This is a genomic window from Corynebacterium sp. 401_CJEI, assembly GCF_001076435.1.
Taxonomy (GTDB): Bacteria; Actinomycetota; Actinomycetes; order Mycobacteriales; family Mycobacteriaceae; genus Corynebacterium; species Corynebacterium jeikeium_D.
This window is the reverse complement of the sequence record NZ_JVIP01000035.1, coordinates 18,905-33,127: the sequence shown is the minus strand read 5'-3', so window position 1 is coordinate 33,127 and position 14,223 is coordinate 18,905. Positions and strand designations below refer to the sequence as shown.

The following is a 14,223-nucleotide window of genomic DNA, read 5'->3' as shown; positions in this document are numbered from 1 at the left end:
GGCTCAACTTTGTCATTCACTACCCATAACGCATTCAACCTTGAGTCTGTTCCACTCAACTTCAAGTTTTTCAATTTCCCGACCGTGATTCACACCACACCTATAGCAAAAAGGATTGAGCTCGGCAGCGTCGTTAAGCGTAGTAGCGCGCCGGAAAGCACTAGAAAACGTTGGAAAGCTCCAGAAACCACGTGCGAACACACTCCGACACACCGCCCGACGTCCTCACCAGCACACTCCCGCCGGATTCAACTTCCCCCATGTGAGTGATGGGTGGACAGCGCACTCATACTGTTTTGGTTACCCTAGTAGGTGACATTCCTTCATTCTCACGAAAGGACTCGAATGAACATCGAGCAGGCACGTCAGATGACTGAGGGCAAGGGCTTCATCGCCGCTCTCGACCAGTCCGGTGGATCTACCCCGAAGGCTCTGCGCCTGTACGGCATCAACGAGGATCAGTACTCGAACGAAGATGAAATGTTCGACCTGGTTCACGAGATGCGTACCCGCATCATCACTTCCCCGTCCTTCAACTCTGAGCAGATTATTGGCGCGATTCTCTTCGAGCAGACAATGGATCGCGACATCGAGGGAATCCCGACCGCTCAGTACCTGTGGGAAAAGAAGGGCATCGTCCCGTTCCTGAAGACCGACAAGGGCCTGGCAGACAAGGAAAACGGCGTTCAGCTTATGAAGCCGTGCCCGGGCCTGGATGAGCTGCTGGAGCGCGCTGTCGCTAAGGGCATCTTCGGCACCAAGATGCGTTCCTTCATTGCTGAGGCAAACGAAGAGGGCATCAAGGCCAACATTGCTCAGCAGTTCGAGTTCGGCAAGCAGGTTCTGTCCCACGGTCTGGTTCCGATCCTGGAGCCGGAGGTCGACATCAACGCTGCTGACAAGGCAGAGGCTGAGGACATTGTCCTGCGCGAGCTGCTCGCTGGCCTGGATGACCTGGCTGATGACCAGAAGGTCATGATCAAGGTTTCCATCCCAACCAAGGATGACCTGTACAAGCCGCTGATTGAGCACCCGAAGGTCATGCGCGTTGTCGCCCTGTCCGGTGGCTACGAGCGCGAGGACGCCAACGAGCGCCTGTCCCGCAACCACGGCATGATTGCTTCCTTCTCCCGTGCACTGTCTGAGGGCCTGTCCGCTCAGCAGTCCGACGAAGAGTTCAACGCAACTATGGCTGAGTCCGTCAAGGGCATCTACGAGGCTTCGATTTCCTAATCGTCCGCGCTGTGCATCTGCGCTTGTGCGCACCTCTAGGTAGTCGCTAGCGCAATTAAAAACTCCCGCACCAGGTTTTCTTGGTGCGGGAGTTTTTCTGTCGGCGCCTCTGCCCTTACGACAGCACCGTCCTACACCGAGCGCTTCGCAACAGCTGCTTTACGACGCGCATTCACACCACCAATGACAACCGGTAGCACGGAAATTGCAATGACCAGCAACATGATCTTGTCGATGGAACTGGTGATTCCCGGAATGTTGCCCAGCAGCACACCAACAGCGACCATACTGGCGACCCAGCCAATCGCACCGGTGACATTCCAGCCGATGAACTTTCCGTAGGGCATATTCGCAGTGCCCGCCGCCAGCGGAACGTAGGTGCGCACAATGGGAACAAATCGCCCCAGCACTAACGACAGTGGTCCGTACTTGGCAAAGAACTTCTCGGCCGCTTCCAGCCGATTAGTTCGGAGCACCTTGGCATTGTCGCTGAACAGTTTGCGGCCGAAGGAGTGGCCTAAGAAGTAACCGACTTGATCACCCAGCACCGCGGCAATAATACCGATAACCAGCACCTGCCAGGTGTGGACATCTAGCTCTGACCTTAAGACGGCAGCAGTGACCAACAGCGAGTCACCGGGCAGAAAAGGAAAGAGCACACCGGACTCAATAAAGATGATGAGTCCAAGCCCCGCAAGCACCCAAGGGCCAAACCCCTGGAGTAGAGCTTCGGGGTCTCCGATACCGGAGAGGAATCCAGAAAAATCCATAACGGCAATCTTTTCAGCAACAACTATCGATTCTGCTGAGCTAATTAGAGTATTTTGCTGAGAGTTTTTCTGGGTACTGTGTTTTAATCGCGCCCCTGATAGTCAAATACCGGCAGCGACCAGCCACGCCAAAGCGCCGCTAGTCGAATGAACAGTGCGGACAGCACCGCACAGATGATGTTGATGTTCTCGTGCAGGCCAACCATGTCGAGCACGTAGTAAAGCGTCGCCGCGACGACTGCGATGGAGGCATAGAGCTCCTTTTGAAACACCAGCGGGACGCGGTCACACATCAGGTCGCGGAGCACACCTCCAAACGCACCGGTAAGAACGGCGCCGACAATAGCGATGATGACGCCGTGCCCCATTTCCATGGCCACGCGGGCACCAATGATGGAAAACGCCGACAAACCGATTGCGTCAGCGACCAAGAACACGACCCGGAAGTGCTTCATCAGGAAGTCGGCCAACAGCACCGTGATCAGTGCTGCACCGACAATAACCAGCAAATATTGTGGGCTTGCAACCCACACCAACGGATAGTGACCGAGAATGACATCGCGCAGGGTACCGCCGCCGATAGCAGTCATGCACGCAATTGTTGAAACTCCAAAGAGATCCATGCGCATTCGACCGGCCGCTAGTGCGCCGGTGACGCCTTCGGCCGTAATTCCGATGACCCAGAGGATGTGGAGCAGCATGATAAGAAATATAAAGGACTTCGCCCGAATCGGTAGAACTATAGGCTAATATCCCGCAATCTTCGCCCCCTCGACTCGGCCCGCTTCATTGCTTCCCGGCTAGCCCTGATCGCGAATTTCCAGCACCGGAATCGAGCGACGAATCCGCTCCACCTCCGCTATATCCACATCGGCCACAAGCAACTGCGGGTCGTAGCCCGCCGAGGCAATAACTCCGCCGTCCGCATTGACCAACATGGAGTGCCCCGCGCCGGTCGGCCCCTCATCTTTCCCCGCGGCCTTCGCCCCACCAGGCCGGGCTGCATCGACTGCCGCAATCACACAAGTGCTATCCAGTGCGCGTGCCGACACCAGCGTCTGCCACTGCCTTACCTTGCCCGGGCCGTCATTCCACGATGCAGGCAGCGCGATGACCTCTGCGCCCAGGTTGGCCAGTTGAATGAATTGCTCCGGGAACCTGATGTCAAAGCATGTCGCAAGACCGAGGGCGACCGACGATCCGTCGGCAAGCGGGACATCACAGACCACGTGCGCGTTGCCCGGCGCGACAGTATCCGATTCGCGAAACCCAAAAGCGTCGAAGAGGTGGAGTTTGTCGTAGAACTCGACACCGGGGCCGTCCTCATCACGCCAAGCCAGAAGCAGCGAATTGAAGACGCGGTGCATCGTCTTACCGTCGCGCTCCACTTCATCTGCCGGCCGGAACATGCCGACCACCACGCTGATTCCGGCATCGTGAGCGGCCTGCGAGACCTCCGCTACGAACCTATCGCTGCTGGACTCCGCCACGACATCCAGGCGACCGGAATTGAACGCCTTCATCGTGGCCTCGGGGAAAACCACCAAATCGGCGTTGTCCTGTGCTGCCCGCGCGATAGTCACCTTCACCGCGTCCAGATTCTCTTCAACCGACGCTGACAATTCCAACTGAGCCAGTGCAATACGCATGCCTAAATGCTACCGACTACCCCGGATTGACCGCCCTGAAGTTATCCACAGCGCGGCTTCCTGCGTTGCTTCCGCTCAGAGTTATCCACAGTTCGCTGAAGATGGTCTTCCGCTGCCTTTCGCCACCCAGCAGAATCAAAAACATGGCCGAACACATCACAGTCAACCCAGCTCAACTATCCGCCTTAAGTCGTTCCTACCAGCAGATTTCCACTCGTATTGATGGTCTTTCCACCATCGTCGCAGCTGCCCCGGGAAGCGCCGAGCTCACCTCTGCCCTGCCCGGCTCACGGATCGTCCCCGCTGCCTCCACTACCTGTGGGAAGTGGTCGGAATCATTGCTTGCTGCGTGCACAAACATCGACGTTATTGCGCAGGCTGCCGATGCCCTCGCTGTCAGCGCTCTCGCGCACGAGCATGACCAGTCCGCCGCCTTGGAAAAGCTGTCATGGTCACGGTAGGCGAAGCGCTGCTGTGGCGTGTGGATTCGCTGGAGACGCTTGCCCGGGCACTGCGTTCCGGGGCGCGCGCCCTCGCCGATTCCGCCGACAGTTCCCAGGCCGCACTCAACGCGCTTTCAGAGGATGACTTCGCCGGCGACAACCGCAGCGCCGCCGAGGTTTCTGTCACCCACAGCTCCACGCGTCTGCGCCGAAGCAGCGTCGCGCTCGAACGTCTCGCCGCCTGCTGCAGCGACACCGCCGCCATGCTTAACGACGTCATCCGCGAACTTACCGCCGCGGTAAACCAGGCAACCAACCTGGGGTTTCAGGTGAACCTGGTTTCTGGTGCGGTGACTCCGCCGGAGGGCATGCTGTCTGCGATTGCGCGCAGCCTCGTTCATCCCAAAATTCCTGCCGGGCCTTTCACCATGGCCGAATGGCGTGCAACCTCGCAGCTTCGGATTCAGTCGGCTTTGGCTGAACTCAACCGACTCGATGAGAAGGCGGCGGGCGCAATCTCAGCTCTTTCACCACTGGTGGCAAGCGAAGTTAGCGGCTCGGGTAGATTGCAGCCATCACAGGCTGGCAGTGGTACTGGCAACCCTGCTGACAGAGGGCTTGACGGTGGTTGGGACTTGGAAGTTGGGAGCGGATTGACTGGGGCGTATTCGAGTAGACCGCTATCGGAGATAGACGCTGCCATGTCCGCTCGCGCCCGGGCTTTGGGGCTGCCTCCTGGACAACTATTGGAGTCCTCGCCTGGACATTCTGCGATTGCGTTCGGTGACGTTGAGCGAGCATCGACTGTGATTACTCTCGTCCCCGGCACCAGCTCTAGCGCGGAGGATGCTAGCAGGCAGTTCGAGCGCGTAGCCGCGACCTTCCACGCCGCCGGTGAAGATCCGGAGGATGTGGCGGTGGTGTTGTTTTCCTATGACGCGCCGCCCGACCTCCGTGAGGCCATACGCACCGAGTATCACAATTTTGCCGCTGAGCGGCTGCAGCATTTGCAAGCTGGTTTGATTGAACGTTCCGGTGGTGTCGATAGTGGTGACACTGCGATTGCCGGTGGCATTACTAGCCACGGCACGTCTTCTACTCAGCGGCACGTTGTTGCCGGCTATAGCTATGGGGCGACGGTGGTCTCGCAGGCTTCCCTTGGTAGTGGCCTCTACGCGGATAGGGTGCTGCTCATAGCTCCGCCAGGTGTTGGCCCCGGACTGGAGCGCGCAAACGACATGAAACTACTCAAGCCGGACGGCACAGTCCGACCCGAAGATGAAAATAGCCACCGTGTGGCAGTGGCGACGTCCCCGATGGACCCCATTCGTATTCCTGCCGAACTGGGGATTCATGGGAAAAACCCAGCGGATAAGGATTTCGGCGCGTACGCACTCAACCTGAGTGAGCGTGGCCTGTCCATGCGAGACTTGGCCGAATTCATGGTCACTCCCGTGCAGGATATTCCTCAAAAGTATCGGCACATCCAGGGCAACCCACACATCGAACACTACTTTGACGACGAAGTTTTCACCCGCGAGGCCAACCGGTGGCTAACTGACAGCTGACCGGTCTCTCAGATCAGCGGTTGCGAATCCACGGCCCAAATTAACAAGCCAAAAGAAAACGGACTAACCAGGCGACGCTGGTTAGTCCGTTCACTCAGCCGTGTGGGATTACCTTTCCCCACCGCGGTTGTCTTTGTGCCGGCGTCGTGTGCGCGGCTCCCACATCACCACTGCCGTAGAGCGTGGGACGTGAACCAGTTCGCCTCGCGAACGACGAGCCTGTGCCTTTGCTTGATAGAGCTGCTCTCGCAGTTCTGCATTTTCCTGCTCAAGCGAATCCACCCGCTCAGTCAGGTCGATGATGGCCTTAATACCGGCCAGGTTGACGCCGTCTTCCTGACTCAGACGTTGAATCTCACGCAGCAGCGCCACATCGCGTTTGGTGTAGCGCCGACCTCCGCCGGAGGTTCGCTGCGGAGTTACCAACCCGAGTCGGTCATAATTGCGCAGCGTCTGCGCATGCATGCCCGCGAGATTCGCGGCTACGGATATGACATAGACCTCAGTGTTGTCGGACATTATTTCGCACCTGCCCAACCCTCACGAGGATTGAACCCGCTGGCACGTTCCGCTTCGACGTAGGAGCGCAATGCCGAAGTGGCATTGTCGTCCAAATTGGTCGGCACCTTCACACGCACGGTTACCAGCAGGTCACCCGGAGTGCCATTGCGCTTCGGGATTCCTCGACCGCGCACACGCAGTGTTCGGCCATCGGCTGTGCCAGCCGGGACACGCACGCGAATCTTGTCACCCAACGTCGGCACGGTAATGGTGCCGCCGAGTGCGAGCTCGCCGAAGCTCACGGGCACCGTGACCTCAAGGTCGTTGCCGCTGCGGGTGAAGACTTCATCCGGGCGAACATGAACGGTGACAAAGAGGTCACCGGCCGGACGTCCCCGCAGTCCCGCTTCACCTTGGCCCGCAAGACGGACCTTCTGGCCGTCCACCACACCTGCGGGGACGCGAACGGTGATGGTACGACGGCGGGTGGTCACACCGGTGCCGTTACACTGCGAGCAAGGGTTCTCGATACGAGTGCCCTGGCCACCACAGTCCGCACACGGACTGGAGAAGCCGAAGGCCCCCTTTTGCTCCTTGACATATCCCGAACCATGACAGGTGGTACACGTCACCGGTGAGGTTCCCGGCGCTGCACCCGAACCATTGCAGTTCGTGCATGGCGACGGGTTGGTGAGCTGCAGCGGGATGGTGACACCTTGGGCAGCCTCGCGGAAATCGAGCGTAATCTCTGTCTCCACATCCGCACCACGGCGGGCCTTCTGCCGCCCGGCAGCACCAGCGCCACCATTGCGGTTTACGAAGCCGCCCAGGAAATCACCTAGGCCACCTGCACCACCAGCATTGCCACCGAATCCGGCACCTCCGCCGAAGAGATCCGACACGTCGAAGTCGAATCCACGTGCACCGGCAGCACCGGCTCCGCCGGCACCTGCGGCACCGGGGAATCGGAAACCACCTGCGAGAGCTGCACGCAGCTCATCGTATTCGCGGCGCTTGTCCTCGTCACCGACCACCGAGTATGCCTCGGAGATTCGCTTGAACTTATCTTCAGCGGCCTTGTTACCCGGGTTCTTGTCCGGGTGGTTCTCCCGGGCTAACTTGCGGTAGGCCTTTTTAATCTCGTCGAGTGACGCAGACTTAGAGACGCCCAAGTCAGCGTAATAGTCCTTATCTGCCCATTCCCGTTGAGTCATGGTGCATCTCCTCCTTTCAGAAAAACTAATTCAAAGAAATCTGCGTCACTTGTGTCTCCGCTACTGCGGATCGCCGATGATTACCATCGCCGTACGAATGACACGGTCATTAATTCGGTAGCCCTTGCGCAGCACATTGGCTAGAACCTTGTCATCCCCTTCAGAGAGATCCTGGACAGCCTCGTGGATGTCCGGGTTGAACTCCTCTCCTGCGGCACCAAATTCCTCAACACCCTGTGCGGTCAGCACGCCACGGAATTTATCCGCGAAAGCCTTCAGCGGCGTGCCGTCTGCCAAGTCGCCGTGCTCTTCAGCCCGGTCGAGGTCATCAGCCAAAACCAGCAGTTCTCCAGCCAGCTTTGCCTTCGCCTGTACGCGCTCGGCTTCACGGTCTCGGTCAACTCGACGACGGTAGTTTGCGAACTCCGCCGACAGGCGCTGCAGGTCCTCCGTGCGCTCATCCAACTCACGCTGGATGGCTGCAACTGGGTCTGCAGCTTCCTCCGCGGCGGTGTCGCCGGCGGCACCTTCGGTCGCCGGCTCCACGTCGTCGTCAAGCTTGGCCTGCTCGAAGACCTCGTTGACCTGATCGGCCAGGTTGGCCGGCTCCTCCGGGGTGGGCTGGTTTCCCTGATCCTGGTCAGTCATTCTTACTTGTCCTTCTCGTCCTCGTCGACGACCTCAGCGTCAACGACGTTGTCGTCAGCGTCAGCGGCCTCAGCACCCTCGGCTGCGGTTGCACCCTCAGCTGCCTGAGCCTCGTAGATAGCCTTACCCATCTCCTGGCTCTCGGTGGACAGCTTCTCGACGGCGGACTTGATGGCCTCGATGTCGGAGCCCTTCAGAGCCTCGTCGACTTCCTTGGCGGCCTCTTCAACGCGGTCGCGGATGTCCTGGGAAACCTTGTCCTCGTTCTCCGATGCGAACTTGCGGGTCTGGTAAGCCATGGACTCAGCCGAGTTGCGGACTTCCTGCTCCTCGCGGCGCTTCTTGTCCTCGTCAGCGTGCTTCTCAGCGTCCTTGATCATCTGGTCGATCTCCTCCTTGGAGAGGCCGGAGCCGTCCTGGATGGTGATCGTGTTTTCCTTACCAGTGCCCTTGTCCTTAGCGGTGACGTGGACAATGCCGTTGGCGTCGATGTCGAAGGTGACCTCAATCTGCGGGACACCACGCGGTGCCGGAGCGATACCGCCCAGCTCGAAAGAGCCCAGCAGCTTGTTGGCAGCAGCCATCTCACGCTCGCCCTGGAAGACCTGAATCTGAACGCTCGGCTGGTTGTCTTCAGCAGTGGTGAAGGTCTCCGAACGCTTGGTCGGGATAGTGGTGTTGCGTTCGATCAGCTTGGTCATGACACCGCCCTTGGTCTCAATACCCAGCGACAGCGGGGTGACGTCGAGCAGCAGCACGTCCTTGACCTCACCGCGCAGAACGCCGGCCTGCAGAGCAGCACCAACTGCGACAACCTCGTCCGGGTTAACGCCCTTGTTCGGTTCACGACCACCGGTCAGTTCCTTGACCAGCTCGGAGACTGCCGGCATACGGGTGGAACCACCGACCAGCACGACGTGGTCAATGTCGGAAACCGAAACATCAGCGTCAGCAATGACCTGCTGGAACGGCTTACGAGTGCGGTCAAGCAAATCAGAGGTGATGCGCTGGAACTCAGTACGGGACAGGGTCTCGTCCAGGAACAGCGGGTTCTTGTCAGCATCAACGGTGATGTACGGCAGGTTGATAGATGCCTGCTGCGAGGAGGACAGCTCAATCTTGGCCTTCTCAGCAGCCTCACGCAGACGCTGCAGAGCCATCTTGTCCTTGGTCAGGTCAATGCCGTTGCTGGACTGGAACTTCTCAACCAACCAGTCAACGATGCGCTGATCCCAGTCATCGCCACCGAGCTTGTTGTCACCAGCAGTTGCGCGAACCTCAACAACACCGTCGCCGATCTCCAGCAGGGAGACGTCGAAGGTACCGCCACCGAGGTCGAAGACCAGAATGGTCTGCTCCTTGTCGGACTTCTCCAGACCGTAAGCAAGTGCAGCAGCAGTCGGCTCATTGACAATGCGCAGGACGTTCAGGCCAGCAATCTGACCCGCTTCCTTGGTTGCCTGACGCTCAGCGTCGTTGAAGTAAGCCGGAACGGTAATAACCGCATCAGTGACGTCGTCACCCAGGTAAGACTCAGCGTCGCGCTTCAGCTTCATCAGCGTACGAGCGGAAATCTCCTGCGGAGTGTACTTCTTGTCATCAATCTCGATGCTCCAGTCAGTACCCATGTGGCGCTTGACCGAACGAATAGTGCGATCAACGTTAGTGACAGCCTGGTTCTTAGCGGACTGGCCAACCAGGACCTCACCATTCTTTGCAAATGCAACCACCGACGGAGTGGTGCGCGAACCCTCAGCGTTCGCAATCACCTGAGCCTCGCCGCCCTCGAGGACGGAGACACAGGAGTTCGTCGTACCCAAGTCAATACCAACAGCGCGTCCCATGATGAACACCTTTCTAGAAGAGTAAAAGAATTGCCCTTAAGTCTTACGCGCTCAAGTCTGCATTGCCGTAGAAAATCTGTCAAGCAAACTTGAGTGTGTCCGACTCAATGTTTGTCATGCTATGCAACGGACTATGGGACAAAGTTATTCCAACCCGACTCAACTTTTCTAAAAAAACCGTCATCACCGCAGGTCACCGCGATAAAAGATTTTTACAAGACTATGCTCTAAAGCCACTCACGGTAGCCGACAGCGCAATTTTCTATACAGAATCCTGCCTCTGGACTCCAGGGGGACAAAGAATTTCCTAGCACTAGCCCTGGGAACTTTCCTGCACAGCGAACCGACTAATCCCCTGACGTGTTTTGCAGCCACCGGCTCATCAACAGGCCATGCCCTTGTTACCCCATGGCCTGACACCGAATCAGCTCTGGCGGCTCCACTAATACATGTCTAAATTCTCCCCATTTACGGGGCGATTGAGCCAAGAATTCATCCCACTTATTTAGGAGTTTTTCGTGCCTCAGAATGCACAGCGACACCATTTCCCCTTTTTCCGTGGGCTCGCAGTAGCGTCGGCAAGCGCCGCACTAACCCTCGCCTTCCCTGCCATTGCATCCGCACATGTGCATGCAACCCCGTCGTCTGCCCCGATTGGCGGCTACGCGGATCTGGCTTTCGGGGTCGGCCATGGCTGCGACGGTTCGCCGACGACGAAGGTCGAGTTCACCATCCCGGAGGAGTTCGAAAAGGTTACGCCGAACGTGAACGCGAACTGGGATGTCACCAAGGAGTCGACCGGCTCTGGCAAGAATGAAAAGGTGCAGAAGGTCATCTACACCGCAAAGACTCCACTGCCGTCGGACCTGAAGGATTCTCTGACGCTCAGCGTGAAGGTGGCTGATGACGCAAAGCCGTCGACAGTTGAGGTGCCGACGCTGCAAACCTGTGAAAAGGGTTCGATGAACTGGGCTGAAAAGGACCACGATAGTGACTACCCGGTTCCAACTGTGGAGCTGATTGAGAAGTCGGAAGACAATGAACATAGCCACGGCCACGACCACAGCCACAACCATGGCACCAGCGAGACAAACCACGGCGATAGCCGCTCAGACGACGTGGAGCATTCCGCAGCTGCTACCAGCGAGGATTCGAGCAGCACGCTTGGCGGCTGGGGCCTGGGGCTCGGCCTCGTGGGCGCGCTGACCGGTATTGCCGCATTGGTAGTTTCACTGCGTAAGCGAGGTTAAGACCACAGGCGGATTGCCACTCGGGAATCCGCCTTCACCGCGGCACTGCCGCCCATGCCTTCACAGAGCTCACCCCATGCGAGCACATAGAGCCGGCCGATCTTGACAATGCACGCCGGAGGATAATCCGTGCTGTCGGCTCGTCGTTTCGGTCGACGCAGTGAACGGACAATGCAAAGCTCTCAAACAATGACGGCTGAATCACGCATCTAGGCTCGGATTGAGTTAGGCGAAGCTTTATGGCGTATTCGAAAACCGTTCGAAGGCAGTGGGAGGATTACACTGGCAAAACAGCAAAAACTCGAGCTGGGAACCCCGTCCCATCCTTTGGCTTCGGCCAGGAGGCAACCACGAGAGCCCCCGTTTCCGGCACCTGGTCGAGCCCAGCCAGAAGTTCAATCTGCCATCGGTCACGCCCTAATAGATAGAGTTCCGTCGGCAAGCTGCCACCATGAGCCACGATGCCGGGGTCCGTATCAGTGGTCTCGTGCCCAATCGCCACAACGCCACGGTTGTCTATCAACCATTCGACAACCTCAACGTTCCATCCTGGGTAGTGAGTCACGCCCTCTTCATCCGCATTGGCCATTGCCTCAGCGTCAGGCCACCGCTTTGACCAGTCACTGCGAAATGCGACAAATGCACCGCCCGGAATCAAACCATTGCGTTCCTCCCACGCCTCGACATCAGCAATCGAAGGGGAGAAATCATTATCCCGAGCGACTTCAGCAGTGAAATCTAGGACGACCAAAGGCAGGATCATCTGCTCGACGCCAATATTGTCAAGAGTTCTCGTCTCTTGGACGAAATGCACAGGCGGATCCACATGCGTACCCCACTGGCCAACAAACTGATACTGGTCGATTTCAAATCCATGCTCAGCAACGGTGAAAAGCCGTGTTCGCTGTTCGTCGGGAAGCGCAGGGAATTTCGGCTGACCGGCGTGAAACGCGTGAGTCAAGTCAACATAGGTGTGGTTTTCCCGAAGCTTGCGAGCAATGTCCCATAGTTCGTGCGTGTTTGCGGTGTTCTTGTTCGACATAAAGCGAAGTATATAGACAAAGCTGTCTAGTTAGCCAATATGGCCACCGGCACATCGAGCACTAAAAGACACCAACTCGCCCCACCCTGCACCTATCAGCTCAAACAGCCTGACGACACCCGCTACCGCAGGTACCCTCGCATACAGGAAAGACTTTTCAAGCCGCAGCCACGTTCTTCAGATTTTGGAATTGCGGGCTACATACACAACTTTCACCAAACTCAAGCCATCCCAAAGGAGTATCTAATGACCACCTACGAAAACATCCTTACCGAAACCCGAGGTCGCGTCGGCATTATCACCCTGAACCGCCCGAAGGCACTGAACGCCCTGAACCACAAGACCATGGAAGAGATCGGCGCAGCAGCCACCGCTTTCGACAACGACTCGGGAATCGGCGCGATTATCATCACCGGCTCCGAGAAGGCGTTTGCCGCAGGTGCGGACATTAAGGAGATGGCGGACAAGTCCGGCACCGAGATGTATGTCTCTGACTGGTTCGCACGTTGGGATGTTCTGACTTCCGTCCGCACTCCAGTTATCGCCGCCGTCAACGGCTACGCCCTGGGCGGTGGCTGCGAGGTCGCTATGATGGCGGACTTCATCATCGCTGGCGCTAAGGCCAAGTTCGGTCAGCCTGAGGTCAACCTCGGCATCTCTCCGGGCATGGGCGGCTCGCAGCGTCTCACCCGCGCAATCGGCAAGGCTAAGGCAATGGAGATGTGCCTCACCGGCCGCATGATGGGTGCCGAGGAAGCTGAGTGCGCAGGTCTGGTCGCCCGCGTCGTCGAGCCGGACGCGCTTCTCGACGAGGCCCTGAAAGTCGCCGACACCATTGCGTCGAAGTCTCTGGTTGCCACTACCCAGATTAAGGAACAGATCAACCAGGCCTACGAAATGACGCTGTCGCAGGGACTGCTCTTTGAGCGTCGCACCTTCCACTCCCTGTTCTCCTCCAATGACCAGAAGGAAGGCATGGCCGCTTTCACTGAAAAGCGCGAGGCAAACTTCACCAATTCCTAGAAACTGCTAATTCACAGTCGACGGGACTGCCAGCCACAGAGCCGAGTTGTCGGCGGCAGCATAGGTGTCTCGTGCACGCGGTGTGTGCGTTGGAGAAGTCACAATGACAGCAGCACGAACGCCACGGGCTCCCGATCCTGCAAGGTATGCAGTGCCTGCCGCGTTTTCAACGGTGGAGTCTGAGTTTGTTTCCATCGTGATTCGTCGCTTCCACACTCCCATAGATGCAAGCGCATCACGCATGTACTCAGCCTCAGTCTGGCAGCCCGGCTGAGTACGACCACCCGTGACGACGACCGGGTTAAGCGGATGACGCAGCGCCAGCGAACGTGCAGTTTCCAATCGGGACGTCAACACAGCAGGAGCACTGCAGTCGGGATTGAGACGGGCCCCGAGCACAATAATCGGCACCTGAGGATCAAGTAACGCAGTCTCCGCAGCTGCACGTCCGACCGGGGAAACCACCACTGGAGTCGCAAGCGAGCTATTGAACGCCTTGACTGCGACTGCACTGACCGGATTGGCGTTTGCCACTGCGCCCGAGCCAAAGACCGCACTCGCAGTAAGAATAAGGCCAGCTCCAGCCATAGCGATTGCACGGAAAGATCGCGCCATTAAAGTCCCTCTCAAGAAAAGTGGCACGGAAAAATCCATACCCCACATGCCATTTAGAATCAGGCGGATAAATCCGCAGTATCACGCCGCTAATACTAGGCGCTACACAAAATGGCGCCTACATAAGAATTACGCGGGGGTGGCCAGGCACTCTCTTCGCCACCAAAATAGCACGCCGCCTACCAGGTAAATTGCGGACGTAGAGGCTTTTAAATCCACTTGGGATTCATAAAAGTGAGTTACATTTAATGACTTTTTCGTTAACTGCCAGCAAATCCCGGGATCCAATAGCAAATTATCCACCAAAACACAGGTACAGAAGTCACTATTGTTATTTAAGTTAAGGATGTAACGCATGTGAATAGATGTCCGCTTCAGTCAATCTTCAAAAATCAACACGCCACCGAACATCTTCTCCACCTC

General features: G+C 57.6%; 14 protein-coding genes. 5 read left to right on the top strand and 9 right to left on the bottom strand.

Features of this window, described 5'->3' with window-relative positions; genetic code table 11:
- Positions 1-345: 345 nt before the first annotated feature.
- Positions 346-1,233 carry a fructose bisphosphate aldolase gene (locus ADM64_RS07670; protein ID WP_038626781.1) on the top strand — a complete coding sequence of 296 codons (888 nt, stop codon included), beginning with the start codon at positions 346-348 and terminating at the stop codon, positions 1,231-1,233.
- A gap of 131 nt (positions 1,234-1,364) precedes the next feature.
- Here the strand turns inward: ADM64_RS07670 and ADM64_RS07665 are convergent, their stop codons facing one another.
- The 3 genes from ADM64_RS07665 to ADM64_RS07655 all read right to left on the bottom strand — a co-directional run bounded on the left by ADM64_RS07665 (position 1,365) and on the right by ADM64_RS07655 (position 3,652).
- Positions 1,365-2,003, bottom strand: a complete 639-nt coding sequence (locus ADM64_RS07665; RefSeq protein WP_016421557.1) for a DedA family protein — start codon at positions 2,001-2,003, stop codon at positions 1,365-1,367.
- 83 nt (positions 2,004-2,086) lie between these two features.
- Positions 2,087-2,704, bottom strand: coding sequence for a trimeric intracellular cation channel family protein (locus ADM64_RS07660; RefSeq protein WP_016421558.1), 618 nt, complete (start codon positions 2,702-2,704; stop codon positions 2,087-2,089).
- Positions 2,705-2,803: 99 nt separating this feature from the next.
- Positions 2,804-3,652 (bottom strand): carbon-nitrogen hydrolase family protein, encoded by an 849-nt coding sequence (locus ADM64_RS07655; RefSeq protein ID WP_049193760.1) that lies wholly within the window; start codon positions 3,650-3,652, stop codon positions 2,804-2,806.
- Positions 3,653-3,795: 143 nt separating this feature from the next.
- On the opposite strand from ADM64_RS07655, the gene ADM64_RS07650 reads away from it, so the two are divergent.
- Positions 3,796-4,113: a hypothetical protein gene (locus tag ADM64_RS07650; RefSeq protein WP_016421560.1), complete on the top strand. Its 318-nt coding sequence runs from the start codon at positions 3,796-3,798 to the stop codon at positions 4,111-4,113.
- The gene (locus ADM64_RS07645) at positions 4,101-5,663 is read left to right on the top strand and encodes an alpha/beta hydrolase (protein ID WP_049189444.1); all 1,563 of its coding nucleotides are present in this window, start codon (positions 4,101-4,103) and stop codon (positions 5,661-5,663) included. The genes ADM64_RS07650 and ADM64_RS07645 overlap by 13 nt, the downstream gene beginning before the upstream one ends.
- Positions 5,664-5,771: 108 nt before the next feature.
- On the opposite strand, the gene ADM64_RS07640 is transcribed toward ADM64_RS07645, so the two are convergent.
- From ADM64_RS07640 to dnaK, 4 genes are read right to left on the bottom strand one after another with little or no spacing between them, the layout of a single operon-like run.
- Positions 5,772-6,182, bottom strand: a complete 411-nt coding sequence (locus ADM64_RS07640; protein WP_016421562.1) for a heat shock protein transcriptional repressor HspR — start codon at positions 6,180-6,182, stop codon at positions 5,772-5,774.
- The gene (gene dnaJ, locus ADM64_RS07635) at positions 6,182-7,378 is read right to left on the bottom strand and encodes a molecular chaperone DnaJ (protein WP_005511752.1); all 1,197 of its coding nucleotides are present in this window, start codon (positions 7,376-7,378) and stop codon (positions 6,182-6,184) included. Before dnaJ ends, ADM64_RS07640 begins: the two co-directional genes overlap by 1 nt.
- A gap of 60 nt (positions 7,379-7,438) precedes the next feature.
- Positions 7,439-8,026, bottom strand: coding sequence for a nucleotide exchange factor GrpE (grpE, locus tag ADM64_RS07630; RefSeq protein ID WP_016421563.1), 588 nt, complete (start codon positions 8,024-8,026; stop codon positions 7,439-7,441).
- Positions 8,027-8,028: 2 nt separating this feature from the next.
- Complete coding sequence (gene dnaK / locus ADM64_RS07625; RefSeq protein WP_048734453.1) at positions 8,029-9,870, bottom strand: molecular chaperone DnaK; 1,842 nt, start codon at positions 9,868-9,870, stop codon at positions 8,029-8,031.
- A gap of 518 nt (positions 9,871-10,388) precedes the next feature.
- Here dnaK and ADM64_RS07620 point away from each other — a divergent pair.
- The gene (locus ADM64_RS07620) at positions 10,389-11,120 is read left to right on the top strand and encodes a YcnI family protein (protein WP_049171733.1); all 732 of its coding nucleotides are present in this window, start codon (positions 10,389-10,391) and stop codon (positions 11,118-11,120) included.
- A 277-nt stretch (positions 11,121-11,397) separates the two neighbouring features.
- Here ADM64_RS07620 and ADM64_RS07615 read toward each other — a convergent pair whose 3' ends face one another.
- Entirely contained in the window at positions 11,398-12,162 is a 765-nt protein-coding gene (locus tag ADM64_RS07615; protein ID WP_049171735.1) for a cyclase family protein, read from the bottom strand.
- A gap of 246 nt (positions 12,163-12,408) precedes the next feature.
- On the opposite strand from ADM64_RS07615, the gene ADM64_RS07610 reads away from it, so the two are divergent.
- Positions 12,409-13,185, top strand: coding sequence for an enoyl-CoA hydratase (locus ADM64_RS07610; protein WP_049193758.1), 777 nt, complete (start codon positions 12,409-12,411; stop codon positions 13,183-13,185).
- A 6-nt stretch (positions 13,186-13,191) separates the two neighbouring features.
- On the opposite strand, the gene ADM64_RS07605 is transcribed toward ADM64_RS07610, so the two are convergent.
- Entirely contained in the window at positions 13,192-13,800 is a 609-nt protein-coding gene (locus ADM64_RS07605) for a YdcF family protein (RefSeq protein ID WP_049193757.1), read from the bottom strand.
- Between the last annotated feature and the right edge of the window lie 423 nt (positions 13,801-14,223).

Excerpts from the sequence above, each read along its gene's own strand:
- grpE (WP_016421563.1), bottom strand. The coding sequence starts at position 8,026 with ATGACTGACCAGGATCAGGGAAACCAGCCCACCCCGGAGGAGCCGGCC.
- dnaK (WP_048734453.1), bottom strand. The coding sequence starts at position 9,870 with ATGGGACGCGCTGTTGGTATTGACTTGGGTACGACGAACTCCTGTGTC.
- ADM64_RS07660 (WP_016421558.1), bottom strand. The coding sequence starts at position 2,704 with ATGCTGCTCCACATCCTCTGGGTCATCGGAATTACGGCCGAAGGCGTC.
- dnaJ (WP_005511752.1), bottom strand. The coding sequence starts at position 7,378 with ATGACTCAACGGGAATGGGCAGATAAGGACTATTACGCTGACTTGGGC.
- ADM64_RS07645 (WP_049189444.1), top strand. The coding sequence starts at position 4,101 with ATGGTCACGGTAGGCGAAGCGCTGCTGTGGCGTGTGGATTCGCTGGAG.
- ADM64_RS07640 (WP_016421562.1), bottom strand. The coding sequence starts at position 6,182 with ATGTCCGACAACACTGAGGTCTATGTCATATCCGTAGCCGCGAATCTC.
- ADM64_RS07655 (WP_049193760.1), bottom strand. The coding sequence starts at position 3,652 with ATGCGTATTGCACTGGCTCAGTTGGAATTGTCAGCGTCGGTTGAAGAG.
- ADM64_RS07650 (WP_016421560.1), top strand. The coding sequence starts at position 3,796 with ATGGCCGAACACATCACAGTCAACCCAGCTCAACTATCCGCCTTAAGT.
- ADM64_RS07665 (WP_016421557.1), bottom strand. The coding sequence starts at position 2,003 with ATGGATTTTTCTGGATTCCTCTCCGGTATCGGAGACCCCGAAGCTCTA.
- ADM64_RS07610 (WP_049193758.1), top strand. The coding sequence starts at position 12,409 with ATGACCACCTACGAAAACATCCTTACCGAAACCCGAGGTCGCGTCGGC.
- ADM64_RS07670 (WP_038626781.1), top strand. The coding sequence starts at position 346 with ATGAACATCGAGCAGGCACGTCAGATGACTGAGGGCAAGGGCTTCATC.
- ADM64_RS07615 (WP_049171735.1), bottom strand. The coding sequence starts at position 12,162 with ATGTCGAACAAGAACACCGCAAACACGCACGAACTATGGGACATTGCT.
- ADM64_RS07605 (WP_049193757.1), bottom strand. The coding sequence starts at position 13,800 with ATGGCGCGATCTTTCCGTGCAATCGCTATGGCTGGAGCTGGCCTTATT.